Source organism: Deltaproteobacteria bacterium CG11_big_fil_rev_8_21_14_0_20_49_13, assembly GCA_002796305.1.
Classification (GTDB): Bacteria; UBA10199; UBA10199.
On record PCWZ01000050.1, the window covers coordinates 21374 to 45917 of the forward strand.

Genomic DNA, 24544 nt, shown 5'->3' on the forward strand with positions numbered 1-24544 from the left:
ATCTTATAGAACCTCCGGGGCGAGGGAGATGATCTTCATGAACTTCTTACTCCTCAGTTCACGCGCCACCGGCCCGAAGATACGTGTACCGATAGGCTCTCCCTGGTTGTCGACCAATACCGCCGAGTTATCATCGAACCTGATGTATGAACCGTCGGCCCTCTTGAGCTCTTTGGCTGTGCGTACGATCACCGCTCTCTTAACGTCGCCCTTCTTGACCTTTGCCTTTGGCAGGGCCTCTTTAACTGCCACAACAATAATATCCCCCACGCTCGCGTATCTGCGCCTCGTGCCTCCAAGCACCTTGATACATACGAGCCTCTTGGCGCCTGAATTGTCCGCGACATCCAATGATGATTGTTGCTGTATCATATATTTGGTCCTAAGTGCAGGAGTGTAGAAGTGCAGAAGTTGACTTCTGCACTCAAACACTCAAACACTTAAACGCTTTTTTCTACCGCCGTATCGTCTATTCCCTTCTCTACATAATCTCCCTTTGCAAGGACGCTTGAAAGCTTCCAGCACTTGGTCTTGCTAATGGGCCTTGTTTCGATGATCCTTACCTTATCGCCCAGCTGGCATATGTTCTTGTCATCGTGAACATGAAATTTCTTGCGCTTGCGGATATACTTCTTGTAGGTCGGATGTATAACAAGGCGCTCGACCTCAACAATCACCGATTTATCCCCGCTCCTGCGAATGACAACCCCTGTTTTGTTCTTAATTTGCCTTTGCATTTTTTAAAACCCGCCTCGATTTATTGGCGGGCTCCCTTCTTGTGTTCCTTTTGCCTCTTGAATGTTTCAATGCGCGCGACATCTCTGCGCAATTCCTTCAAAGCAGATGTTTTCTCAAGCTGGCCCATGGCCTGCTTGAACTTGGTTTTTGCGAGCTCTGCGCGTTTCGTTTCAGAAAGACCCTGAAGGTCATCAGCTGTTCTTGTCTTTAATTCTTGTTCCTTCTTCATATACCTCACCTTTTTATGTAGTAATTAAACTACGATCTTGCATCGCGGGTTCCTTCGCGTGCGACAACCTTGGTCTTAATCGGCAGTTTGTGTGCTGCTACATTTAAAACCTCTTTTGCCTCCGCTTCAGGGAGGCCTTCGATCTCGAAAAGCATCCTTCCGCGCCGTACAGTTGCAACCCAGAGTTCCACTGCGCCCTTTCCACGTCCCATCCTGACCTCAACCGGCTTCTTGGAAATCGGCTTATGCGGAAAAATTCTGATCCACATCTTGCCGCCACGTTTTAAAGAACGAGTAATAGCCACGCGGCAAGCTTCTATCTGGCGTGCGGTAATCCATCCGTGTTCAAGCCCTTGAAGTCCAAAATCTCCGAACGCAAGATTGACACCGCGCACAGCAACGCCTCTGACGCGCCCTTTCTGTTGCTTTCTCCATTTAGTTTTAGCAGGTTGTAACATAATTTATCTCTCTAGCTTGGCAAAACATCACCCTTATAAACCCAGCATTTCACGCCGATCTGGCCGTACGTTGTCTTGGCCTCTGCAAATCCATAATCGATATCGGCCCTTAAGGTCTGAAGGGGAACGCGTCCTTCGCGATACCACTCAGCCCTGGCAATTTCAGCGCCACCCAGACGTCCGCTCACATGGAGCTTGATGCCTTGTGCGCCAAGCTTCATTGCTATCTGGACCGACTTCTTTATAGCACGCCTGAAAGAGACTCGCCTTTCAAGTTGCATTGCAACGTTCTCGGCCACAAGTTGTGAATCGAGCTCCGGCTTACGAACTTCTTGTATATTAAGAACAACCTCATGGTGGCTTAACTTTTGCAGATCTGCCGCCAAGGTATCGATACCTGAACCTTTCTTTCCTATCACGAGACCGGGACGGGCCGTCCAGATGGTTATTTTGATCTTCTCTGCGGCGCGCTCTATATCGATCTTGGAAATACCGGCGTGGTAAAGCCTCTCCTTTATCATCTTTCTGAAAAAGACGTCCTCATGGACAAGCTTGGCATAATCCTTGCGAGGCGCGTACCAACGCGAAGACCACGTCTTTGTAACGCCAAGCCTAAACCCTATTGGATGAGTCTTCTGTCCCATTATTTCTCTCCTAGTTCGACGCTCAAGTGACTTGAACGTTTTAAAATACTGTGAGCCATGCCTCTTGAACGGGCACGAAAACGTCTCTGTATAGTCGCTTTATCAACCGCTATCTTCTTTATATAAAGATTGTCGACATCTACGCCGCCCTTTTGTTTGGCATTGGCCATGGCCGACTTCACCATCTTTAGGATAGGGAGAGCGGCGCTACGCCTTGTGAAACGTAAGATGCCTATGGCTTCGTTCACGTTCTTACCGCGAACAAGATTCACAACGCCCCTTACTTTCTGGGGCGAGATCCTGATATGCCTGAATTTTGCATTCATAAATTATCTCTTATGCTTTTGTCGCCGGCGCTACTACCGCCTTCGGCGTTGCCGCTACCGCCGCTCCAGTTGCTCCTCCTCCAACCTCTTTCTTCAATCCGGAGTGACCTCTGAAGACGCGTGTTGGTGAAAATTCGCCGAATCTGTGACCAACCATGTTTTCAGTAACGAACACCGGAATAAATTTCTTTCCGTTATGGACAGCGAAGGTAAGCCCTATCATATCCGGGGCTATCTGAGACCTTCTTGACCATGTCTTTAAAACTTTCTTGCCGCGGTCATTGGCTGAAACTTCGACATTCTTTTGTAGGTGTTCATCAATGAACGGTCCCTTTTTTAACGATCGGGTCATATTGAATTCCAGTTATCAGTTATCAGTTATCAGTTATCAGTTTTTTGCCGACTACTGATGACCGATTACCGATTACTGCTTTTATTTTCTTCTATCCTTAATAATGAACTTCTGAGTTCGTTTGTTTGTACGGGTCTTATAACCCTTTGCCGGCACACCGGTCGGACTTGACGGATGGTTACCGCCTTTCGAGCGACCTTCGCCGCCTCCGTGCGGATGATCAACAGGGTTCATTGCCATACCTCTGACATGAGGTTTCTTTCCTAAGTGACGATTTCTTCCTGCTTTTCCGATAGAGATATTCTCATGATCAAGATTTCCAATCTGGCCGATGGTCGCCTTGCAATTGATGCTTACAAGCCTGACTTCTCCCGATGGCATTCTGATCTGGGCATATTCACCCTCTTTGGCCATGATCTGCGCCTCACCGCCCGCTGAACGGACAAGCTTTCCGCCTCCGCCGACCTTGAGCTCAATGTTATGAATGGACGTTCCAAGCGGAATGTTCCTTAAGGGAACTGCGTTTCCGGGCTGAACGTCTGCGTTCTCGGCGGCAATTATTTTGTCGCCTACTTTGAGACCAAGAGGCGCGAGAATATATGCCCTTTCACCGTCAATGTACTGGATAAGTGCTATTCTTGCAGTACGGTTGGGATCGTATTCCAACGCGATGACCTTGCCGGGAACGTTCAGCTTGTTGCGTTTGAAGTCGATTATCCTGTAGTTCCTAGGTGCACCGCCGCCTCTGTGGTCGGTGGTGATAAGGCCCACGTTGTTCCTTCCGCCTGTGCGTCTAAGTGACGCCAAGAGTCCTTTTTCGGGCCTCTTCTTCGTCAGGTCAGAAAAGTCGTGGCCTGTTTGGAACCTTCTTCCTGGTGATGTTGCGTTATAAGTCTTCATACACCCTCAAATAATTCTATCTTGTTACCTTTCTTCAAAGTAACAATCGCCTTTTTCCATTTTTGCGCAGGTATGGGACGCCTAGAACGTGGATTGACTCTCGCCTTTCCATGAACCGTTATGGTCCTTACACCGGTCACATTGACCTTAAAAATTTTCTCGACCGCTTTCTTCACATCATCCTTGGTGGCCTGAGGATCGACCGAGAAATAATATTTATTCACTTCGGCCTTGCCTTGAGTCACCTTTTCGGTGATCAGCGGTTCTTTTATAACGTAGTATACATCCATAAAATAAGTTTTTAAGTGCTTAAGCGTTTAAGTGTTTATAAGAACCACATTAGACACTAAGCCTATTGGCGATATTGCCAATAGAATCCTTTGTTAATATCAAATTTTCGTACTTGAACAGATCGAGAATGCTCAGGTCCTTATCGCGAATGACCTTCATATAAGGAATGTTCCTGACCGACCTTTGGGTCTTATCGTCCGCGTTGTCAGCAACGAAAACACCGCTCTTCATCTCCCACTTTGAAAGTGTCTTTGCCATCTTTGAGGTCTTTCCATCCTTGGAAACAAAATCGGAGACGACAAACAACGCCCCTTCCTTGTTCTTAAGAGAGAGAGCCATTCTCAAGGCAACCTTCTTCTGCTTCTTGGGCATCTCAATATGCCAATCCCTTGGAAGAGGACCGAATGTGACTCCGCCACCCACAAAGATAGGGCTTCTTATCGAACCGTGACGTGCGCGGCCGGTCCCTTTTTGTTTGTACGGCTTCTTTCCGCCGCCCCTTATCTCGGAGCGCGTTTTAGTCTTAACGGTACCCTGTCTCTTGTTATTGAGCGCGATCGTAACCGCCTGATGAAGGATGGCCTTATTAACTTCAACGTTAAATACGGCGTCGGGGAGTTCGATCTCTCCAACCTTCTCCTTGTTAATGTCGTATACTGCTGTAACGGTCATAAAATGTTCCTTCGTTCTTTATAGAGATTTATTGTTTATAACGACCAATCCGTTCTTTGCACCCGGTATAGATCCATCAACAAACATAAGGTTTCTCTCTTTGTCGATGTCAAAGACCTTAAGGTTCTTTACGGTGCGCGAGGTATTACCCAGCTGTCCGGACATGTGGGTTCCAGCCAGAACTCTTCCGGGCCAGGTACGCATACCAACAGAACCGGCAGTCCTGTGAAACTTGCTTCCATGGCCCGACGGACCACCCTTCATGTGCCAGCGTTTTATGACGCCCTGGAAGCCTTTGCCCTTTGTGACACCGATAACATCGATTATGTCGCCCTTTTTAAAAAGCGTGACATCGATCTCCTTGCCGACATCAAGACCTTCCGACTTGGCGGGCTTGAACTCTTTCATATACCTGAAAGACTTGGTACCTGCCTTCTTGAAGACCCCTGTCATGGGCTTGTTGACGCGCTTTTCCTTGATGACGGGTTCAAAACCTACACAGATGGCATCGTAACCGTCGGTCGCCTTGGACTTCCTTCTTACGATAGTGCAAGGACCGGCTTCAACAACGGTGACCGAAACGGGTTCTCCGTTCTCACCGAATATCTGTGTCATTCCCAATTTTTTTCCTAATAAGCCTAGCATATTTATTATCAGGTTTATAGGTCTACAGGTCCTTAGGTTCAAAGGATTCAACCTTCCAACCTACTAACTTTCTAACCTACCAACCGCCTTTACAACATCTTAATCTCGACTTCCACGCCGCTGGCCAAATCCAGCTTCATCAACGCATCAACCGTCTGTTGCGTCGGTTCCAGGATATCGATCAGCCTTTTGTGAGTCCTGATCTCAAACTGTTCGCGGGACTTTTTGTCAACGTGCGGGGAACATAGCACAGTGTAACGCTCGATGTCCGTCGGAAGCGGCACCGGACCAGCCACCATCGCACCTGTCCTCTTGGCTGTTTCGACTATCTCTTTTGTGGATTGGTCTAAGAGCCTTGAGTCAAAGCCCTTGAGCCTGATCCTTATGCGCTGATTTTTATCGTGTTCGGCCATTATTCAACAACCTCCGTAACAACGCCCGCCCCTACCGTGTGTCCGCCTTCTCTAATAGCGAAGCGGAGCTCTTTTTCCATGGCGATCGGAGTGATGAGTTCGATGCTCATTTTGGTGTTATCGCCAGGCATGACCATTTCAACGCCCGGCTGTAACGTAACAACGCCGGTAACATCTGTCGTTCTGAAATAGAACTGGGGCCTGTAACCCTTAAAGAACGGTGTGTGACGACCGCCTTCTTCCTTTGTTAGAACGTAAACCTCTGCATTGAACTTCTTGTGAGGAGTGATCGAACCCGGCTTTGCAACTACCTGGCCGCGCTCAACATCTTCCTTTTTGGTTCCGCGGAGGAGGAGTCCTACGTTATCGCCCGCTTCACCCTGATCAAGTAATTTTCTGAACATCTCAACGCCGGTAACAATGGTCTTCGCCGTAGGCTTGATGCCGATGAGCTCCACTTCTTCGCCGACCTTCACAAGACCTCTCTCAATACGTCCGGTGACAACTGTTCCGCGCCCGGAGATGCTGAACACATCTTCGATCGGCATCAGGAACGGCTTGTCCTTTGGACGCTGAGGTGTGGGGATATACGTATCAAGTGCTTCGAGAAGCTTCATGATGGAACCTGCACCTGTATCGCCCTTGTCACCCTGCATCGCCTTTAGTGCGCTGCCTCTGATGATCGGGGTCTTGTCGCCTGGGAAATCGTATTTCGAAAGAAGATCTCTGACCTCTAATTCTACAAGCTCTAAGAGTTCCGGATCGTCGACCACATCAACCTTGTTGAGATAGACAACGATGTAAGGAACACCGACCTGACGCGCGAGCAGGATATGTTCGCGGGTCTGAGGCATCGGACCGTCCGCCGCGCTGACGACAAGAACCGCGCCGTCCATCTGGGCCGCGCCGGTGATCATGTTCTTGATGTAGTCGGCGTGGCCGGGACAATCGACGTGAGCATAGTGGCGGTTCGCACTCTGATACTCAACGTGCGATGTTGCGATCGTGAGAATCTTAGAATCGTCACGACGGCCTTGAGACTCTGATGCTTTTGCAACTTCATCGTACGGAATAAAAGTGGCAAGGCCGTTATCGGCGCACACTTTTGTTATCGCAGCGGTGAGAGTTGTCTTGCCATGGTCGATATGACCGATGGTTCCTACGTTGACATGCGGTTTTGTTCTTACAAATTTTTCCTTTGCCATAGTTCCTCCCAAGTTATTTTTTAGTCAGCTCTTCCAATACATTTTTGGGTACCTGCTCGTAGTGCGAAAATTGCATCGAGTAGGTCGCCCGACCCTGTGTCACGGAGCGCAAGGATGTAGCATATCCAAACATTTTTGCAAGAGGTACTTGCGCAACAACTATATGACTTCCGGACCTGATCTCTGAGCGCATAATCTTGCCTCTTCTGGCATTGAGATCGCCCGAAACGGGACCCAAAAAATCGTCCGGTGTGACCACTTCCATGCTCATGATAGGCTCCAAAATGGTCGGACCGGCCTTGGCGCAGGCATCCTTAAAACCCATAGATGCCGCTATTTTAAAGGCCATTTCGTTGGAATCTACCTCATGGTAGCTACCGTCAAACACTGTGACCTTAACATCCACCACCGGATACGATGCCATAACGCCTGCCGAAAGCGCCTCTTCGAGACCCTTTCGGGCTGCGGTAATGAACTCTCTGGGAACTCGTCCACCCTTAACTTCATCAACAAATTCAAAGCCTTTGCCGCGTTCTGCCGGAGCAACCTTAAGCCAAACATGGCCGTATTGACCCCTGCCGCCCGTCTGACGGATATATTTGCCTTCTGCCTCTGCCTCTCTTGTGACGGTCTCCCTATAAGCGACCTGAGGCGCGCCAACGTTAGCATCAACGCTAAATTCACGCTTCATGCGGTCAACAATGATCTCCAAGTGAAGCTCGCCCATACCGGAAATGATCGTCTGGCCGGTATCGGAATCGACCTTTACCCTGAATGAGGGATCTTCAAGGGCTAATTTTTGAAGGGCAATATCAAGTTTTCCCTGGTCGGCCTTTGTCTTTGGCTCAACCGCAACGGCTATGACCGGGTCCGGAAATTCCATAGATTCGAGGACAATAGGCGCTCCGACATCGCAAAGGGTTTCACCAGTTGTCGTGAATTTAAGACCGACCGCGGCGGCAATATCACCTGTTGTGACAGATTTTACCTCTTCCCTTTTATTTGCGTGCATCCTGACAAGACGCCCGATACGTTCGTTCTTTCTCTTTATCGGATTGTAAACAGAGCTACCTGATTCCAACTTGCCCGAATAGACCCTTATATATGTAAGCTGACCGACGTAAGGGTCTGTAGCTATCTTGAATGCAATAGCTGACAGCGGTTCAGTTTCTGTGGCGTTACGTATTATTTTCTTTTCCTTATCATCTTCATGATAACCTTCGACCGGAGGCCTGTCGAGGGGTGAAGGGAGAAGATTGACCACGGCATCGAGCAACTGCTGAACGCCCTTGTTCTTAAAGGCGGCTCCGCAAAATACAGGAGTAACCCTCATTGTAAGAGTGGACTCGCGTGCGCACTTAAGGATCTCGTCTTCTGTCAATGACTGACCTTCAAGATATTTATGAAGGAGCTCTTCATCTGATTCAACCACCGCTTCAATAAGCATCTCCCGGAGTTCTGCCACTTCATCTATCAGTTCCGCTGGCATCTCTTTTTCGGTTACGGTCGCTCCGCTATCCGATTCCTTATAATAGATGGCCTTTCCCTTTATGACATCCACAACCCCGTCAAAATTATCACCGGCACCGATCGGCAGTTGGAAACAGACCGGATGTGTGTGCAGGCGTTCGCGCATCATCTTGACCACACGCCTAAAATCAGCTCCCGTTCTGTCCATCTTATTAATGAAGGCTATCCTTGGAACATGATACTTTGTGGCCTGGCGCCAGACTGTTTCTGATTGGGGTTCAACTCCGCCCACTGCGCAGAAAACACCGACCGCACCGTCTAATACGCGCAAAGACCTCTCGACCTCGATCGTGAAATCGACGTGGCCTGGGGTGTCTATGATATTGATCTGATGCCCGTCCCACTCGCATGTGGTCGCGGCTGAAGTTATCGTGATGCCGCGCTCCTGCTCCTGTTCCATCCAATCCATAACGGCGGCGCCATTGTGGACCTCACCTATTTTGTAGGTCTTACCGGTATAAAAAAGTATGCGCTCGGACACGGTGGTCTTACCCGCGTCAATATGGGCCATGATGCCGATATTACGCATCTTTTGCAGTTTTTCTTTTTCTTTAGTGTCCATACATAAAAAAAGGCTCAATTGGCAACCAGGCCAACCGAGCCTTTGGTACCTCTTTTAATTAGAACGCCCGCTAATTTTACCGGCCGCGCTTGCCGCGGAAACCGGGTATCTTCTATTCACCCCCCGAAAGGGCGTTAAACCTTCGGGGAAGCACTAGAAAACACTGAATTTAGAACTTGAAGTGCGCAAAAGCCTTGTTGGCCTCAGCCATCTTATGTACTTCTTCGCGCTTCTTGCACGCCGCACCCTTGCTCTCAAATGCTTCAGAAATCTCGCCGGCGAGGCGTTTTTCCATCGTCTTCTCGCTTCTGTTACGGGCCGCCTCTAAAAGCCAGCGGAGTCCCAAACTCTGTTTCCTGTCGGTGCGGACTTCGGTAGGAACCTGATAGTTGGCTCCGCCTACTCTTCTGGAACGAACTTCAACATAAGGCTTTATGTTCTCCAAAGCCTGCTTGAATATCTTGACAGGATCGTCCTTCTTCAACTCCTGAATGATATCAAATGCGCCATACGTGATCTTTTCCGCGGTGGATTTCTTTCCATTCCACATGATCTTGTTGATCAGCGCGGAGATAAGCTTGTCTCCGAACTTCGGATCGGGAATCACCTCTCTCTTTAACGAACCTCTTTTTCTTCTTGGCATATTAACTGTAGTGAACAGTTATTAGTTAACAGTTAACAGTGAACTGTTAACTAGTTAACTGTTAACTATTTGGGCCTTTTGGCTCCGTATTTAGAGCGGCTCTGTTTTCTTTTTTCTACTCCCATTGTATCCAACGTTCCTCTTACAATATGATATCTCACACCCGGAAGATCCTTCACACGGCCGCCTCTTACAAGAACAACTGAATGCTCCTGCAGATTGTGACCTTCACCGGGGATATATCCTGTCACTTCAAGTCCATTGGTGAGTCTGATACGCGCAACTTTTCTCAAAGCCGAGTTAGGCTTTTTAGGCGTTGTTGTATAAACCCTTACGCAAACTCCGCGCTTCTGCGGGCATGTTTGAAGTGCCGGCGCGGCGTTGCGCCATCTGACCTTCGTCCTTCCAGAACTCACTAACTGATTTATCGTTGGCATATTAACTGCAGTTAATAGTTACTAGTAAACTGTTCACTGTTCACTGTTCACTGTTCACTGTTCACTGTTCACTGTTCACTGTTCACTGTTCACTGTTCACCTTCTTAAAAGGTGCGGACTCGTAACAAAAACCCTTTGTATTGTCAAGGACTTTACTCACGATTATTATTTATGTCCTGGCCTCTACCTGTTCCTCGGTGACTATGACCTGTTCGGAGGCTAAACCTTCTTTATTTTCAACCTCTTCCGCCTCTATCTTAACATCGCGATATCTCCTAAGCCCCGTGCCTGCAGGTATCGGACGACCCATGATAACGTTCTCTTTTAATCCGCGCAGATAGTCAACTCTTCCTACCGAAGCCGCCTCGGTGAGGACCTTTGTTGTCTCCTGGAAGCTTGCCGCGGAGATGAAACTATCGGTCGAAAGAGCCGCCTTCGTGATACCTAAAAGGATAGTTTCCGCAACGGCCGGCTTTCCACCTTTTTTCTTAATAGCCTCATTGGCTTCGTCGAACGATGACTTGTCGACCTGCTCATCAACGAGGAACAGAGTGTCACCGGCATCTATGATGCGGACATTTCTGAGCATTCTTCTTACGATGACCTCGATATGTTTGTCATTGATGCGAACACCTTGCAATCTGTAAACTTCCTGCACTTCATCGACAAGATAACTTGCAAGAGCCTTCTCACCTTTGACCTTTAATATGTCATGCGGATTAGAAGAGCCGTCCATCAAAGCTTCGCCGGACTTCACAATATCTCCTTCGTGCGCTGTAATATGTTTTCCGCGGGGGATCAGATATTCCATGGCGCCTCCTACAGGAGGAGTGACAATGATCTTACGTTTACCTTTTGAATCTTTCCCGAAGGAGACAACGCCGTCGATCTCAGTAATAATGGCGAACTCTTTCGGTTTTCTTGCTTCGAAAAGTTCGGCAACACGCGGAAGGCCGCCGGTGATATCTTTGGTCTTCGTAGTTTCGCGGGGAATCTTTGCGATAATATCACCAGCCTGCATCGCATTGCCTTCACCAACAACGATATGCGCGCCGACGGGCAGGAGATATCTTGCATCGCGTTCGCTCCCGGGTATCTTCAGTGTCTTGCCATCGGTGTCCTTGATGGAGATACGCGGCCGAGTGTTCGGATCCTTTGAAATAGAGATGACCTTCTGCGCAAGACCCGTGACCTCATCGACTTGTTCCGACATCGAGAGACCTTCGACGATATCTCCGAATTTGATAACGCCGGTGACTTCGGTCAGAATAGGCATCGTGTAAGGATCCCACTCGGCGATCAATGATCCGGCCTTGACCTTATCGCCTTCATTGGCAAGAAGCACTGCCCCGTAGATCAATTTATATTTTTCGCGTTCACGACCGTTCTCATCGATTATGCTCGCTTCGCCGTTTCTGTTCATGACGACAAGCTTCTTTTCTCTGTTAACGACCGTGTGGACATTGTGAAATTTCAGAAAGCCGTCGTGACGAACTTCGAGGGCTGACTGCTCTGCCCTTCTGGATGCGGTGCCGCCGATATGGAACGTTCTCATCGTCAGCTGCGTACCAGGTTCGCCTATCGATTGTGCGGCGATGACACCAACCGCTTCGCCGAGGGAAACCACGCGGCCTCTTGCAAGGTCGCGCCCGTAGCATTTTGCGCAGATACCGACCTTGCACTGACACGTCATGGCAGAACGGATCACGACCTTTTCAATACCCGCCTCTTCGATCTTTGCCACGTTCTCTTCATCAAGTTCCGCACCTGCCGGAACGATGATCTCACCTGTGATCGGATCCAAGATATCCTTTAATGAAACACGGCCCAAGATCCTGTCGCTAAGCGGTTCTATCACTTCGCCACCTTCAACTAGCGGCTCCATGATGATGCCGTCAAGTGTTCCGCAATCTTCATCTGTCACCGTGCAATCCTGAACGACATCGACAAGACGGCGCGTGAGGTAACCTGAGTTAGCTGTCTTTAAAGCTGTATCGGCCAAACCTTTACGGGCTCCGTGGGTAGAAATGAAGTATTGGAGTACGTTGAGGCCTTCACGGAAATTGGCGGTGATCGGCGTCTCGATGATCTCGCCTGATGGTTTCGCCATCAATCCGCGCATGCCGGCCAGCTGTCTTATCTGCTGAGCCGAGCCTCTGGCGCCGGAATCGGCCATGACGAATATCGGGTTGAAGCCCGCCGGTTCATTAGCAGTACGACCGGCTTTGATCTCCCTCATCATTTCCGCGGCTACCTGATCCGTGGTTCCTGCCCATATATCGACCACCTTATTATATTTTTCGCCTGAGGTGATGAGACCGTTCACATACTGATCTTCAACCTCGCCTATCTCGGCGTTCGCACCATCGATCAACTCCTGTTTCCTTGTGGGGATCTTCATGTCATCGATGCAGATGGAGATACCGGAGATCGTTGCGAACTTGTAGCCGTAGGAACGGATATGATCCGCAAGAAGTACCGTCTCTTTGTCACCGCAGAGGCGGTAACATTGATCGATAAGGCTTGCGATCGCCTTCTTGTCCATGACCTTATTCACGTGTTCTTCAAAGTCGATGACCTTGGGGACTATATCATATAATAGAACGCGTCCGACCGTTGTCTCACGGATACGTCCCTGGAGCCTCACCTTTACCTTTGCCTGAAGGTCGACCTCTCCCTCATCGTAGGCGATAGAAAGTTCCGCAGGGGATGAAAAGATCCTCCCCTCGCCCTTTACGGAAGGACGTTCGCGGGTCATCCAGTAGAGACCAAGCACCATATCCTGCGTGGGACCGATGATAGGTCTGCCGTTGGCAGGGGATAAAATGTTGTTCGTGGACATCATGAGCACACGGGCTTCGATCTGAGATTCGGTCGAGAGCGGAACGTGAACAGCCATCTGATCACCGTCGAAGTCGGCGTTGAACGCCGTACAAACGAGCGGATGGAGCTGAATGGCCTTGCCTTCGATAAGTACCGGCTCGAACGCCTGGAGACCTAGCCTATGGAGCGTGGGAGCGCGGTTAAGCATCACTGGATGCTCTTTAATGACCTCTTCCAACGCATCCCAGACCTCAGGTGTCTCTTTCTCCACCATGCGCCTCGCGCTCTTGATGGTAGAAACGAGTCCTTTAAGTTCTAATTTGTGATAGATGAACGGCTTGAAAAGCTCGAGCGCCATCTTCTTCGGAAGACCGCACTGATGCAAACGAAGCTCAGGACCGACGACTATGACAGAACGGCCGGAGTAGTCGACGCGTTTTCCGAGGAGATTCTGACGGAAACGACCCTGTTTACCCTTGAGCATGTCTGAAAGCGAACGAAGGGCCCTGCGCGAAGGTCCTGTAAAAGGCCTTGCGCGGCGGCCGTTATCAAATAGAGCGTCCACGGATTCCTGGAGCATTCTCTTTTCGTTCCTGATGATGATCTCCGGAGCGTTCAGGTCCAATAAGCGGCGCAAACGGTTATTTCTGTTGATTACGCGCCTGTAGAGGTCGTTCAGATCGGATGTTGCGAATCTTCCGCCATCGAGCGGCACCAAAGGCCTTAGATCGGGCGGAAGAACGGGAACCACTTCGAGCATCATCCATTCGGGACGATTTCCTGCGTTCTTAAAGTTCTCGGCAAGTTTCAACCTTCTTGAAAGTTTCTTGCGAGTTGCTTCTGATTCGGTCTTTGCAAGGTCTTTTCGTAAACGTTTTGCAAGCTCGTCAAGATCTACCTTCTTTAGAATGTCGCGGATAACCTCTCCGCCTGTGCCGACCTTGAAGACCGGACCGTACTTTTCGATGGCCTTCTGATATTCATTTTCGGTAAGGATTTCTCCCTCTGCAAGATCTGTCGTCGTGGGATCGACCACCGTATAAGCCTCACAATAAAGAACTCTTTCGAGAGCCTTAAGAGTGACATCGAGCATCAGGCCGAGACGGCTTGGCAGGCTCTTTAGAAACCAAATATGGGCAACAGGTGAAGCAAGCGTGATATGCCCCATCCTTTCGCGCCGCACCTTTGACTGGATGACCTCGACACCGCACTTTTCGCAAACAATACCTCGGTGTTTCATCCTCTTGTACTTACCGCAGTTACATTCATAGTCCTTGACAGGCCCGAATATCTTAGCGCAGAAAAGACCGTCGCGCTCGGGCTTGAATGTGCGGTAGTTGATGGTCTCCGGCTTTTTAACTTCGCCGTGCGACCATTCTTTTATCCTTTCCGGGGAGGCAAGTTTTATCTTCACTCCCGAGTAAGAGAGAGGATCCTTCGGTTTTTCAAAAAAGCTGTAGATGTCTGGCATATTGATGTTAGTTATGAGTTATGAGTTATGAGTTATGAGCATCAAAGCCCATTACCCATTACCCATCACTCATCACTCATTTGGTCTCTATTAGTTCGGCATCCAGACAAAGCGCCTGGAGTTCCTTTATTAGAACGTTGAACGACTCCGGGAGGCCTGCCTCCAGGGTCAGATCGCCCTTAACGATGGCTTCGTACATACGAGTTCTGCCGACCACATCATCAGACTTGACCGTGAGGAACTCCTGCAACGCGTTCGAGGCGCCATACGCTTCCATCGCCCAGACTTCCATTTCTCCGAGTCTCTGTCCGCCAAACTGCGCTTTACCGCCGAGCGGCTGCTGGGTGACCAGCGAATATGGTCCTATGGACCTTGCGTGGATCTTGTCTTCGACCAGGTGGTGGAGCTTCATCATATACATGATGCCTACCGTGACCGGCTGGCTGAAAGGATCGCCGGTCTTGCCGTCAAAGAGAGTGGTCTGACCGTCCTCAGGGAGGTCGGCCAGCTTAAGACATTCCTTGATCTCGGATTCGCGTGCGCCGTCAAAGACCGGACAATCCATAAAGATGCCTTGACGAAGCGACCTTGCGAGGTCCTTAACTTGGGCCTCTGTGGCCTTTTCAAGGAATTCATCCATCGTATCGGACTTATAGACCTTCTTGATCGCCTTAACGAGGGTCTCTTTATCGAATTTTGTGTGAAGGACCTTTTCGATCTGCTCTCCGAGACCGCGGGCAGCCCATCCCAAATGACACTCCAGGATCTGTCCGACGTTCATACGGGAAGGAACACCTAAGGGGTTCAAAACGATATCCACAGGCCTTCCGTCGGCCATGTACGGCATATCTTCTTCGGGGAGTATCCTTGAGATAACACCCTTGTTACCGTGGCGGCCGGCCATCTTGTCGCCGACCTGGAGTTTACGTTTGATCGCAATGAATATCTTAACGATCTTGATCACGCCGGGAGGGAGTTCATCGCCCTTCTTGAGCTTCGTGATCTTCTGATCGTACATCATCTTGACAAGGTCTTCCTGCTCTTCAAGACCTTCTAATATTTCGGCTACCTCCTCTTCCACATCTTCACCGCCGGAGACCGATATTTCGCCCCACCTTGACATCGGAATCTTCTCCAGTACGCTTTCGGTGATCTTTTTACCTGATGCGAGAAGTACCGTCTCTTCGTCCTCGGTCGCCACCTTTGAAGATGACGTCTTGCCAAGGAGAAGCGTTCTCATTCTTTTGGATGCCGTATCTCTAATGACCTTAAGTTCTGCTTCGAGGTCTTTTCTTAGTTTTGCTGTCTCTTCATCCTGAGGTTCGGCGTCGTTCTCAAGATCTATCCCTTCTCTAGAGAAGGTCTGTGCACCAATGACGATGCCGGCTATTCCGGGAGGAACGCGAAGGGATGAGTCTTTAACATCTCCCGCTTTTTCGCCGAATATGGCGCGAAGGAGCTTTTCTTCAGGAGAGAGCTGCGTCTCGCCCTTTGGTGTGATCTTGCCTACAAGGACATCGCTGGGGTTGACCTCTGCGCCGATGCGGATGATACCGCCTTCGTCGAGGTGCGCCAGCGCTTCTTCGGCAACGTTAGGGATATCACGTGTGATATCTTCTTTGCCAAGCTTTGTATCTCGAGCAACGCACTCGAACTCTTCTATGTGGATGGATGTAAAGCTGTCATCTTTCACGACGCGTTCTGAGATCAGCATCGAGTCTTCGAAGTTATATCCGCCCCAAGGCATGAACGCTACCAACATGTTCTGGCCCAGAGCAAGCTCTCCGATGTCCGTTGCCGAACCGTCAGCCAGGATATCACCGGCCTTCACTTTTTCACCCGGATGAACTATAGGGATCTGGTTGATGCAGGTGTTCTGATTGCTTCTCTGATATTTTGTGAGCTGGTAAACATCAATTTCTGGGCCCTTCTTTTTTTTCTTGGAATCTGAAGCCCTTGCCTTGTCCGGTTTCACAACTATCTTCTCGGCATCGACCGATAAAATGGTACCGTCGCTCTTTGCAATCGCCGTAACGCCCGAGTCACGCGCAACGATAGCTTCTATCTTTGTGCCGATAAGAGGGGCTGTTGAACGTAACAGAGGGACCGCTTGGCGTTCCATGTTGGAACCCATGAGGGCCCTGTTGGCGTCATCGTTCTCAAGAAACGGAACGAGAGATGCGGCAATGGAGACCAGCTGATTGGGAGAGACATCCATTAACTGGACCTCTTCAGCCTTGGCCAGAATGTATTCGCCTCTCTTCCTGCACTGTACAGGTTCGGTGGTAAACTCGCCCTTTGAGCTGAGCGTCGCATTCGCCTGTGCGATGATATATTTCTCTTCTTCAAGTGCTGAGCAGTAAACGACCTCATCGGCCACGCGGCCGTTAACGACCTTTCTATAAGGCGTCTCAATAAAACCGAAATCGTTCACCCTGGCATGTGAAGATAAGCTGGCAATTAGACCGATATTCGGACCTTCAGGCGTTTCAATAGGACATATACGTCCGTAGTGCGTGAAGTGGACATCGCGTACTTCGAAGCCGGCTCTGTCTCTTGTGAGGCCGCCGGGTCCGAGAGCGGAGAGCCTTCTCTTGTGGGTTATCTCGGAGAGAGGGTTCGTCTGGTCCATGAACTGAGACAGCTGACTTGAGCTGAAGAATTCTTTGACCACCGCCATGACCGGCTTTGCGTTAACAAGATCGTGAGGCATGAGCGTATCAACTTCCTGCAAACTCATTCTTTCACGAATGGAACGTTCCATCCTGGCTAGGCCCACCCTGAACTGGTTCTCAAGAAGCTCGCCTACCGGGCGAACACGCCTGTTGCCTAAATGATCGATGTCATCCACTTCGCCGGAACCGTCCTTAAGGTCAAGAAGGTAGCGAACGACCGCAAAGATATCTTCTTTACGAAGAGTTCCCATTTCAAGGGGGACGTCGAACCCGAACTTGTAGTTGATCTTGAGACGGCCTACCTTTGAAAGATCATAAAGTTCAGGGTTAAAAAAGAGGTTCTCAAAGAACCTTGTGCCGGTCTCGATCGTAACGGGATCGCCCGGACGGAGACGTTTGTAGACCTCTATGATCGCCTCTTCGGGGCTTGTCACCTTATCTATTAAGAGAGTATTCCTTAGATAACCGCCGATATTGAGCTCATCTATATAAAGAAGATCGATATTAGAGGCCTTGGCATTCTTGATCTTTTCGAACTTGTCGGATGTTAAAGGCTCGTTCACCGCAAGTATGATCTCGCCTGTTGCGGGATCTACTACATCGTGCGCTGAAACTCGGCCCACCAGGTCCTCAAGCTCTACCGGGACTTCAACAAGCTTTGCCTTTTTAAGTTTTTCGATGGCGACACGGGTGAACTTCCTACCCTTCTTGACCAGCGTCTCTCCATTTGAGGGATCCTTTATATCAGCGCCAGCCTTCTGGAAAAGAAGAAGCTCAGGGACGAAATTCTTCCATATCTTCTTTCCTTCCCAAGAGATCTTTTCGCTCTCATAGAAGTAATTAAGGAGGTCCTCAACGGAATATCCAAGGGCTCTTAAAAGGATAGTGACCGGTAGTTTTCTGCGCCTGTCTATCCTGACATAGAGTATATCCTTTGCGTCGAACTCAAAATCGAGCCACGAACCGCGATAAGGTATCACCCTTGCGGAATAAAGGAGCTTGCCGGAGGCATGCGTCTTTCCTTTATCGTGTTCAAAGAATATACCGGGTGAACGGTGAAGCTGGCTGACGATAACGCGCTCCGTACCATTAATAATGAACGTGCCGTTCTCGGTCATCAGGGGTATCTCTCCGAAATATACCTCCTGCTCCTTGACATCGCGTATCGACTGAACGCCTGTCTGTTCGTTACTGTCCCAGATGATGAGGCGTACCACGAGCCTCATCGGGGCAGCGTATGTCATGCCGCGGCTACGGCACTCTATCACGTCGTATTTCGGCTCGTCCAGCGCGTAGCTGACGAACTCAAGGGACGAGGTCTGATTGAAGTCCTTTATCGGAAAAGAGCTCTTGAAGACCCCTTGAAGACCGGTGTCGGTCTTGTCGTTTGCGGCAACCTCAGCTTGAATGAACTGCCGGAAGGAGGCCTTCTGCAATTCGATCAGGTTGGGGATGTCTGTAATCTTCTTTATACGGGAAAAATCCCTTCTAATACGGCGCGGCGTAGTTTTGATCATTTCGTTACCCATTAATGTTTACTGGTAAACTTAATTATAAAAACACACAACACGAAGGTCAGGCGCCGGACGTCAGGGGTCTGAATTCTGACCTCTGACATCCGACATCTGCCATAATCTCTTTACTTGATCTCGATCTTTGCACCTGCTTTTTCGAGAGCGGCCTTGATCTTTGCAGCTTCATCCTTGGATGCCGCTTCTTTGATCGTCTTGGGCGCGCCTTCGACCAGGTCTTTTGCCTCCTTGAGGCCGAGTCCGCTTACCACAACGCGGAGTTCTTTAATGACATTGATCTTGTTAGCGCCTGCGTCTGTTAGCACAACCGAGAACTCTGTTTTTTCCTCTACTGCTGCGCCTGCCGCGCCTGGGGCTACTGCCATTGCTACCGGTGCCGCTGCCGACACGCCGAAGGTCGTTTCGAGTTCCTTCACGAGTTCCGAGACCTCCAAAAGGGTCATCCCTTTGAGCGCCTCGACTATCTGTTCTCTTGATACTGACATATTATCCTCCTGCTTTCCACCCCAGATACCTCCGAACCCCTCGACTCACTCCGTTCGATCGGGGCAAGTCACCAAGGTACGGTTAAATGGGCGACCACTCTATTAGTAGAGCGGCCATTTAAGTGAAATTATTGTTTTTTCTCTTTTATTGCGTTCAATGCCGTTACCAGCTGTCTTGGAACCGCTGCAATGACCCCAACGATGTTCGTTGCAGGTGCGTTCATAGTGCCAAGGAGCTTTGCGAGCAAGATCTCACGCGACGGAAGCGATGCGATTTCGTGCAACATCTTTGCCGTCATGACCTTGTTATCCATGAAGCCCGCTTTGATCTTAAGCTTTTCATTATCCTTCGCAAAATGTGCAAGTACCTTTGCGGGAAGGATAGGATCATCGTTCGAATAGACCATCGCTACGGTCCCTTTAAGGAACGTATCGAGGCCTTCGATGGACAGGTCCTTCAATGCGCGCTTAAAAAGGCGGTTCTTTACCACCCTCATCGATGATTTGTCCTTGTCAAGCTTGCGCCTGAGGCTGGTCATCTGCGCGACGGTTAGTCCCAAATAATCTGCCAGAATAAAGGCCTTGGCGTTCTTCACCTTTTCGGTGAATGTCTTGACCGTTTCTTGTTTTTGTGTGCGATTCATAAATTCTCCTATTCAGATGGGGGGAACGACCGCCTCGGAAACCCTCGGCGTTTCCCCCCAAACCCCTCTCACTCGAACTGGCAAAGCCAGATTCTCGCTCGCTAGTAACATCATATCAGGGGGGAACGACCGCCTCCCCTCAAAACAAAATCCTTCCTCCTCCTTATTATACCTTTGCCAAAGCGCCAACGTTTATCTTTACGCTGGGGCTTGTCACGGCAGAAATGGCGATGCTTCTGACATAAGTACCCTTTGATGAGGATGGTTTCGCCTTCAAAACGGCTTCAAAAAGAGCTATGAAGTTCTCTCTGAGCTTGGTTGCTCCAAAAGAGCGCTTGCCGATCGGTGCATGGATAATGCCCGCCTTTTCGACCTTGAACTCCACCCTGCCGGCCTTGGATTCCTTGACCGCCTTTGCAACTTCAAATGTAACGGTTCCAAGCTTAGGGTTTGGCATAAGACCTCTGGGGCCTAATATCTTACCAATTTTGCTGACAACGCCCATCATATCCGGCGTGGCTATTGCCTTGTCGAAATCCATCCAGCCGCCCTGAATCTTTGCTACGAGCTCATCGCTACCAACTTCATCGGCGCCTGCATCGCGGGCCTCTTTTTCCTTTTCGCCCTTTGCAAAGACGACAACTTTAAGCGTTTTGCCAAGACCGTGTGGAAGAGGAATAGCTCCCCTTACCATCTGGTCGGACTGCTTCGGGTCAACACCCAAACGAATGGCGACATCCACCGTTTCATCGTGCTTTGCCTTCTCGAACTGATCGAGAATGCCGAACGCCTCTTCGACGGAATATTTCTTCTGGTCGTCCACCAGTTTTAGGCTTTTTTCATAATTTTTTGATGACATATTATACAACCTCCAATCCCATACTGCGGGCCGTACCCATGATCTGCAGAACTGCCGATTCAAGATTCGTGCAGTTAAGGTCGGGCATCTTTATTTTTGCTATCTCTTCGCATTGTTTCTTTGTGACCTTGCCAACCTTTTCTTTGTTGGGCACGCCTGACCCCTTAGCAACTTGAGCCTCTTTCTTAAGAAGGACTGAAGCGGGGGGTGTCTTCAAGATGAACGAAAAGGTTCTATCGTGATAGACAGTGATAATAGCGGGGATGATCATTCCCGCCTGACTCTGCGTCCTGGCGTTGAACTGTTTGCAAAACTCCATTATGTTCACGCCGTGCTGACCGAGCGCCGGGCCTACCGGGGGCGCTGGGTTAGCCGATCCTGCCGGGCACTGAAGTTTTATCTGTGCCGTAATCTTTTTTGCCATAACCTCACCTTTTATCCTTCGGCCTTCCGCGGTAAGAAGCGCACGATCTTTTAACGTGCTACCGTAGCATGCCTAAATCAGACCTTTTCTACCTGCGTAAATTCAAGTTCAATGGGGGTTGATCTGCCGAATATGCTGACCATCACCCTTAGTTTTCCTTTTTCACTGTTCACTTCATCAACTGTGCCTGAGAACGTGGCAAAAGGACCGTTTACGACCTTTACATCCTCGCCCTTTTCGAACTGGACCTTTGGCTTGGGCTTTAACGTGCCTTCCTCTATCTGCTTAGTGATCCTTGCCACCTCTTCTTCCGGAACCATGGGGGGATTAAGCGAACCGCCCACAAAACCGGTGATCTTCGGTGTTCCTTTGACGATGTGCCATGTCTTTTCGTTCAGATCCATCTTGACTAGGATATAACCCGGGAAGAACTGGCGCTTGGTCGTCTTCTTTGAACCCTTCTTCACTTCGACAACGTCTTCCGAAGGAATGAGTATCTCCTCGAACAGATCTTCGGCCCGCGCACTCTTGATCTTTTCCAACAGCGCCTGCTTCGCCTTCTGCTCGTAGCCTGAATATGTGTGAACTACGTACCAGTTCTTTGCCATATTGACCTCTATTGATATAATATCTTAACCAAAGTGCCCCAAAGTGTATCAAAGCCGAAAAGTATCACAGCGCAGATGGCGACCATAACTGAGACAACAACCGTAGAAAGAAGGGTCTCCTTCCTCGGTGGCCATGTGACCTTTGAGAGCTCTGCAAGGACCTCGTTCGAGAACCTGTTGATTCTTTGGTTCTTCTTGATCATTACAAAAGCCGCTACCGCCGCGATAGTGCCGAAAAGATCCGCGGGGGTAAAGGGCCAGTCCTGAGGAACGGGAAACTTCACAATTCCCCAGATGGTGTCAACGATCTGCTTGACGAATATCCAGACGATGACCCCGATACCTACGAATGCACCGTTCACGATCTTTTTATTGTCCATATCTCCTCACAACTTTTCCACTACTTTATGAACTACCTTTCAACCATCCCTGTTGTCCGCCAAACTTCGCGGCGAACGAATTTTTCGCCTACAGCAAAAAATTTGCAGGGGAGACAGGTCTCGAACCTGCAACCCCCGGTTTTGGAGACCGGTGCTCTTCCAATTGAGCTACTCCCCTATTTATATGGGGGGAGTACCCCCCAAACCCACACGATCTGAACCGGCAAAGCCGGATTCATCGCTTACTGCTCCTTTCCCCCATACCCCTCTCGCTCACACCGGCTGAGCCGGATGTTCGCTCGCGTTACTTCGTCTCCTTGTGATCCGTGTGCTTTCTGCAGTGGGGGCAAAATTTCTTGAGAATAAGCTTGTCCGGCGTACGGGTCTTATTCTTCGTAGTCGAATAGTTGCGATTTTTGCACTCACCACACGCCAATTGTATTATCGATCTCATAATTTCCCTTTTCCCTTTTCACTTATTTATTGTTGTTGCCCTGCCAGCTTGTCTATCTCCTTCTGCAACGTCGGCGACTCCGCTATCTGCAGAACGGTCTCTTCTAAAAGACCGCTCAGCACCGCTTCCAAACGTTGAATGTTCTTCTTCCGGAGCCCCTTGTCCGATTTTGTTGCTCCAAAATCGTAATCGTATGACGACAATTCGCTCCTCAGATGAAGAGAAAAAGATGCCTTTGCATCTGTCTCACCGGTGAACCAGCGTTTAACCGAACCCGCAAAGAACTGGTTCACGTCGACGTTCACTGTCACCGCACCGGGCACATTCTTATCAACCATCGTATATCCACAGTTCTTGAACGCTGTCTTTATCGCGTCACCTATCACCACATCTACGGGACCTGCCAATAGAACATCGAACTCTTCTTTTCCCTTCTTGAAAGTTCCAACCGCAGGACTAACGCGCTTATCAGATATCTTACCCCAAACCAACGTGACGCCTTTGCCAGGCTGGCTCGCACACTGCGTCTTTCCAAGATCAGGAGATATCTTGAGCGTGGCGACATGGCTATCTTCCGCAAATGAAGACACGGAAATAAAAACCAGCGCGATAACCATAAAAAATATTCTTTCCATGCCTCTTGCCCCTTGCATCCCGCTTCTTGCTTCCATTTTGAGCCGACAAACGGAATCGAACCGTTGACCCCCTCCTTACCATGGAGGTGCTCTACCGGCTGAGCTATGTCGGCCTTCCTTGAGCGGGAGATGGGAATCGAACCCACGTGACCAGCTTGGAAGGCTGGAGCTCTACCATTGAGCTACTCCCGCAAGGTGTGGAGAGGGAAGGGCTCGAACCTTCGAAGGCTGATGCCGGCAGATTTACAGTCTGCTCCCTTTGGCCACTTGGGTACCTCTCCAAATTCTGAGCCGACGAAGGGATTCGAACCCCCGACCCTCTGATTACAAATCAGATGCTCTACCAACTGAGCTACGTCGGCATTAGAAACGGTGGGAACGACTCGCTTCCGCCAGAGGCGGGCCAGCCTCCGGCTGGCGCCCAATCATTCCTCCCAAACCCCTTTCGCCCGCGCTGGATGAATAAGTCGCTCGCTCACAAGTACACGCATACACCTATGGCAAAGTTCGCGGATTGTTATTGAAAAACTGAATGGTTGTCAAGGACTTTTAAGGCCTTTTGGCACAATTCTTGCCTAAGCGTTGCCGCACAACCTCGGCCATAAAAATGGCCCCAGCAACCGAGACATTAAATGAGTCAATTTTACCCTTCATAGGGATGCTCAAAAGGTCATCGCAACTCTCTTTTACAAGGCGCCTTAGGCCCTTTCCCTCCCCCCCGAGGACTATCGCCGTTGGGGTTTTGAAGTCATAATCATAAATAGTTTTAGGAGATTCCCCTTCCGCACCAACGACCCAAATATCGTTATCTTTCATCAACTTAATGGTTGAGTTTAAATTTGTTACTTTAGCTATTGGAAGATACTCCACAGCACCCGAAGCCACCTTGGTCGTAGTCGCCGAAACATCGGCTGCATTGTCCTTGGGTATAACTATACCGTGTGCCCCAATTTGATGAGCTGTCCTGATAATGGCCCCTAAGTTGTGGGGGTCATGGACCTGATCCAATATAATGATAAAGGCCGACTCATTATTGCTTTTTATAAGATTTATAAGTTCTTCGATGGCAAAATATTTAAATGACTCGATCTCGGCGGCTATCCCCTGATTAGTTTCGACATGGGTAAGGTCCGCGATCTTTCCCTTTGGGACAGGTTTTGTCTTGATGCCCTTCTTGTTTGCAAGGTCTGCGATCTCAATGATCGACTGGTTCTGTTTGCCTTCAACGACGTAAAGAGAATAGACTTTCCTCTTTCCCGCCTTTATCGCCTCATAGACAGAATTTATCCCGCAGATTATATCCATTTGGGTTTCATTACATGATAGTTAGACAGCGAGGCAAGGCAATTTTTTGTACAACGTTCACGGCAAAATGTATTCGTGTTTTGGAAAACCGTCAAAAAACGCCCATCCCCGGTATAAATTTACCAATTTGATAAAGTCTGGTGATCGGTTATCGGTGGTCAGTTATCGGAAACATCTTTTAAATTCTTTATGATTTCGTATAGT

General features: G+C 49.4%; 26 protein-coding genes, 5 tRNA genes and 1 pseudogene. All 32 read right to left on the bottom strand.

Features of this window, described 5'->3' with window-relative positions; genetic code table 11:
• Positions 1 to 3: 3 nt before the first annotated feature.
• The gene (locus COV46_04635) at positions 4 to 372 is read right to left on the bottom strand and encodes a 50S ribosomal protein L14 (protein PIR17294.1); all 369 of its coding nucleotides are present in this window, start codon (positions 370 to 372) and stop codon (positions 4 to 6) included.
• Positions 373 to 440: 68 nt separating this feature from the next.
• The gene (gene rpsQ / locus COV46_04640; GenBank protein PIR17295.1) at positions 441 to 737 is read right to left on the bottom strand and encodes a 30S ribosomal protein S17; all 297 of its coding nucleotides are present in this window, start codon (positions 735 to 737) and stop codon (positions 441 to 443) included.
• A gap of 20 nt (positions 738 to 757) precedes the next feature.
• On the bottom strand, positions 758 to 967 hold the full coding sequence (rpmC, locus tag COV46_04645; GenBank protein PIR17296.1) for a 50S ribosomal protein L29: 210 nt from the start codon (positions 965 to 967) through the stop codon (positions 758 to 760).
• 29 nt (positions 968 to 996) lie between these two features.
• Positions 997 to 1425 (bottom strand): 50S ribosomal protein L16, encoded by a 429-nt coding sequence (locus tag COV46_04650; GenBank protein ID PIR17297.1) that lies wholly within the window; start codon positions 1423 to 1425, stop codon positions 997 to 999.
• 11 nt (positions 1426 to 1436) lie between these two features.
• Positions 1437 to 2069, bottom strand: a complete 633-nt coding sequence (locus tag COV46_04655) for a 30S ribosomal protein S3 (protein PIR17298.1) — start codon at positions 2067 to 2069, stop codon at positions 1437 to 1439.
• Complete coding sequence (locus COV46_04660; protein PIR17299.1) at positions 2069 to 2395, bottom strand: 50S ribosomal protein L22; 327 nt, start codon at positions 2393 to 2395, stop codon at positions 2069 to 2071. The genes COV46_04655 and COV46_04660 overlap by 1 nt, the downstream gene beginning before the upstream one ends.
• A gap of 10 nt (positions 2396 to 2405) precedes the next feature.
• Positions 2406 to 2747, bottom strand: a complete 342-nt coding sequence (locus COV46_04665) for a 30S ribosomal protein S19 (protein ID PIR17300.1) — start codon at positions 2745 to 2747, stop codon at positions 2406 to 2408.
• 81 nt (positions 2748 to 2828) lie between these two features.
• A complete protein-coding gene (locus COV46_04670) occupies positions 2829 to 3647 on the bottom strand; it encodes a 50S ribosomal protein L2 (GenBank protein ID PIR17301.1) in 819 nt (272 codons plus the stop codon).
• Positions 3644 to 3937 carry a 50S ribosomal protein L23 gene (locus COV46_04675; GenBank protein PIR17302.1) on the bottom strand — a complete coding sequence of 98 codons (294 nt, stop codon included), beginning with the start codon at positions 3935 to 3937 and terminating at the stop codon, positions 3644 to 3646. The genes COV46_04670 and COV46_04675 overlap by 4 nt, the downstream gene beginning before the upstream one ends.
• A gap of 49 nt (positions 3938 to 3986) precedes the next feature.
• Positions 3987 to 4610: a 50S ribosomal protein L4 gene (locus COV46_04680; GenBank protein ID PIR17303.1), complete on the bottom strand. Its 624-nt coding sequence runs from the start codon at positions 4608 to 4610 to the stop codon at positions 3987 to 3989.
• A gap of 18 nt (positions 4611 to 4628) precedes the next feature.
• Positions 4629 to 5255, bottom strand: a complete 627-nt coding sequence (locus COV46_04685) for a 50S ribosomal protein L3 (GenBank protein PIR17304.1) — start codon at positions 5253 to 5255, stop codon at positions 4629 to 4631.
• 89 nt (positions 5256 to 5344) lie between these two features.
• Positions 5345 to 5668 (bottom strand): 30S ribosomal protein S10, encoded by a 324-nt coding sequence (locus COV46_04690; protein ID PIR17305.1) that lies wholly within the window; start codon positions 5666 to 5668, stop codon positions 5345 to 5347.
• Positions 5668 to 6873, bottom strand: coding sequence for an elongation factor Tu (tuf, locus tag COV46_04695; GenBank protein PIR17306.1), 1206 nt, complete (start codon positions 6871 to 6873; stop codon positions 5668 to 5670). The genes COV46_04690 and tuf overlap by 1 nt, the downstream gene beginning before the upstream one ends.
• A 13-nt stretch (positions 6874 to 6886) precedes the next feature.
• Positions 6887 to 8965 carry an elongation factor G gene (gene fusA / locus COV46_04700; GenBank protein ID PIR17307.1) on the bottom strand — a complete coding sequence of 693 codons (2079 nt, stop codon included), beginning with the start codon at positions 8963 to 8965 and terminating at the stop codon, positions 6887 to 6889.
• Between the two features lie 169 nt (positions 8966 to 9134).
• Positions 9135 to 9608 carry a 30S ribosomal protein S7 gene (locus tag COV46_04705; GenBank protein ID PIR17308.1) on the bottom strand — a complete coding sequence of 158 codons (474 nt, stop codon included), beginning with the start codon at positions 9606 to 9608 and terminating at the stop codon, positions 9135 to 9137.
• A gap of 65 nt (positions 9609 to 9673) precedes the next feature.
• Entirely contained in the window at positions 9674 to 10045 is a 372-nt protein-coding gene (locus tag COV46_04710) for a 30S ribosomal protein S12 (GenBank protein PIR17309.1), read from the bottom strand.
• A gap of 169 nt (positions 10046 to 10214) precedes the next feature.
• Positions 10215 to 14339 carry a DNA-directed RNA polymerase subunit beta' gene (gene rpoC / locus COV46_04715; GenBank protein ID PIR17310.1) on the bottom strand — a complete coding sequence of 1375 codons (4125 nt, stop codon included), beginning with the start codon at positions 14337 to 14339 and terminating at the stop codon, positions 10215 to 10217.
• A gap of 76 nt (positions 14340 to 14415) precedes the next feature.
• Positions 14416 to 18531: a DNA-directed RNA polymerase subunit beta gene (gene rpoB / locus COV46_04720; protein ID PIR17311.1), complete on the bottom strand. Its 4116-nt coding sequence runs from the start codon at positions 18529 to 18531 to the stop codon at positions 14416 to 14418.
• Positions 18532 to 18653: 122 nt separating this feature from the next.
• Positions 18654 to 19031 carry a 50S ribosomal protein L7/L12 gene (locus tag COV46_04725; protein ID PIR17312.1) on the bottom strand — a complete coding sequence of 126 codons (378 nt, stop codon included), beginning with the start codon at positions 19029 to 19031 and terminating at the stop codon, positions 18654 to 18656.
• A 128-nt stretch (positions 19032 to 19159) separates the two neighbouring features.
• Complete coding sequence (locus tag COV46_04730) at positions 19160 to 19675, bottom strand: 50S ribosomal protein L10 (protein ID PIR17313.1); 516 nt, start codon at positions 19673 to 19675, stop codon at positions 19160 to 19162.
• Between the two features lie 166 nt (positions 19676 to 19841).
• The gene (locus COV46_04735; GenBank protein PIR17314.1) at positions 19842 to 20534 is read right to left on the bottom strand and encodes a 50S ribosomal protein L1; all 693 of its coding nucleotides are present in this window, start codon (positions 20532 to 20534) and stop codon (positions 19842 to 19844) included.
• A gap of 1 nt (position 20535) precedes the next feature.
• Positions 20536 to 20958 (bottom strand): 50S ribosomal protein L11, encoded by a 423-nt coding sequence (gene rplK / locus COV46_04740; protein PIR17315.1) that lies wholly within the window; start codon positions 20956 to 20958, stop codon positions 20536 to 20538.
• Positions 20959 to 21035: 77 nt separating this feature from the next.
• Positions 21036 to 21566 carry a transcription termination/antitermination protein NusG gene (locus COV46_04745; protein ID PIR17316.1) on the bottom strand — a complete coding sequence of 177 codons (531 nt, stop codon included), beginning with the start codon at positions 21564 to 21566 and terminating at the stop codon, positions 21036 to 21038.
• Positions 21567 to 21574: 8 nt separating this feature from the next.
• Positions 21575 to 21946, bottom strand: a complete 372-nt coding sequence (gene secE / locus COV46_04750) for a preprotein translocase subunit SecE (GenBank protein ID PIR17317.1) — start codon at positions 21944 to 21946, stop codon at positions 21575 to 21577.
• A gap of 102 nt (positions 21947 to 22048) precedes the next feature.
• A tRNA-Trp gene (locus COV46_04755) sits at positions 22049 to 22124 on the bottom strand.
• Between the two features lie 126 nt (positions 22125 to 22250).
• Positions 22251 to 22400 carry a 50S ribosomal protein L33 gene (gene rpmG, locus COV46_04760; GenBank protein PIR17318.1) on the bottom strand — a complete coding sequence of 50 codons (150 nt, stop codon included), beginning with the start codon at positions 22398 to 22400 and terminating at the stop codon, positions 22251 to 22253.
• Positions 22401 to 22426: 26 nt separating this feature from the next.
• Positions 22427 to 23071 carry a hypothetical protein gene (locus COV46_04765; protein ID PIR17319.1) on the bottom strand — a complete coding sequence of 215 codons (645 nt, stop codon included), beginning with the start codon at positions 23069 to 23071 and terminating at the stop codon, positions 22427 to 22429.
• Position 23072: 1 nt separating this feature from the next.
• Positions 23073 to 23148 (bottom strand) — tRNA-Thr (locus COV46_04770).
• Positions 23149 to 23153: 5 nt separating this feature from the next.
• Positions 23154 to 23227 (bottom strand) — tRNA-Gly (locus COV46_04775).
• 6 nt (positions 23228 to 23233) lie between these two features.
• Positions 23234 to 23316 (bottom strand) — tRNA-Tyr (locus COV46_04780).
• Positions 23317 to 23324: 8 nt separating this feature from the next.
• A tRNA-Thr gene (locus COV46_04785) sits at positions 23325 to 23397 on the bottom strand.
• Between the two features lie 187 nt (positions 23398 to 23584).
• A pseudogene (locus COV46_04790) lies at positions 23585 to 24340 on the bottom strand (23S rRNA (guanosine(2251)-2'-O)-methyltransferase RlmB).
• Positions 24341 to 24544: the final 204 nt, after the last annotated feature.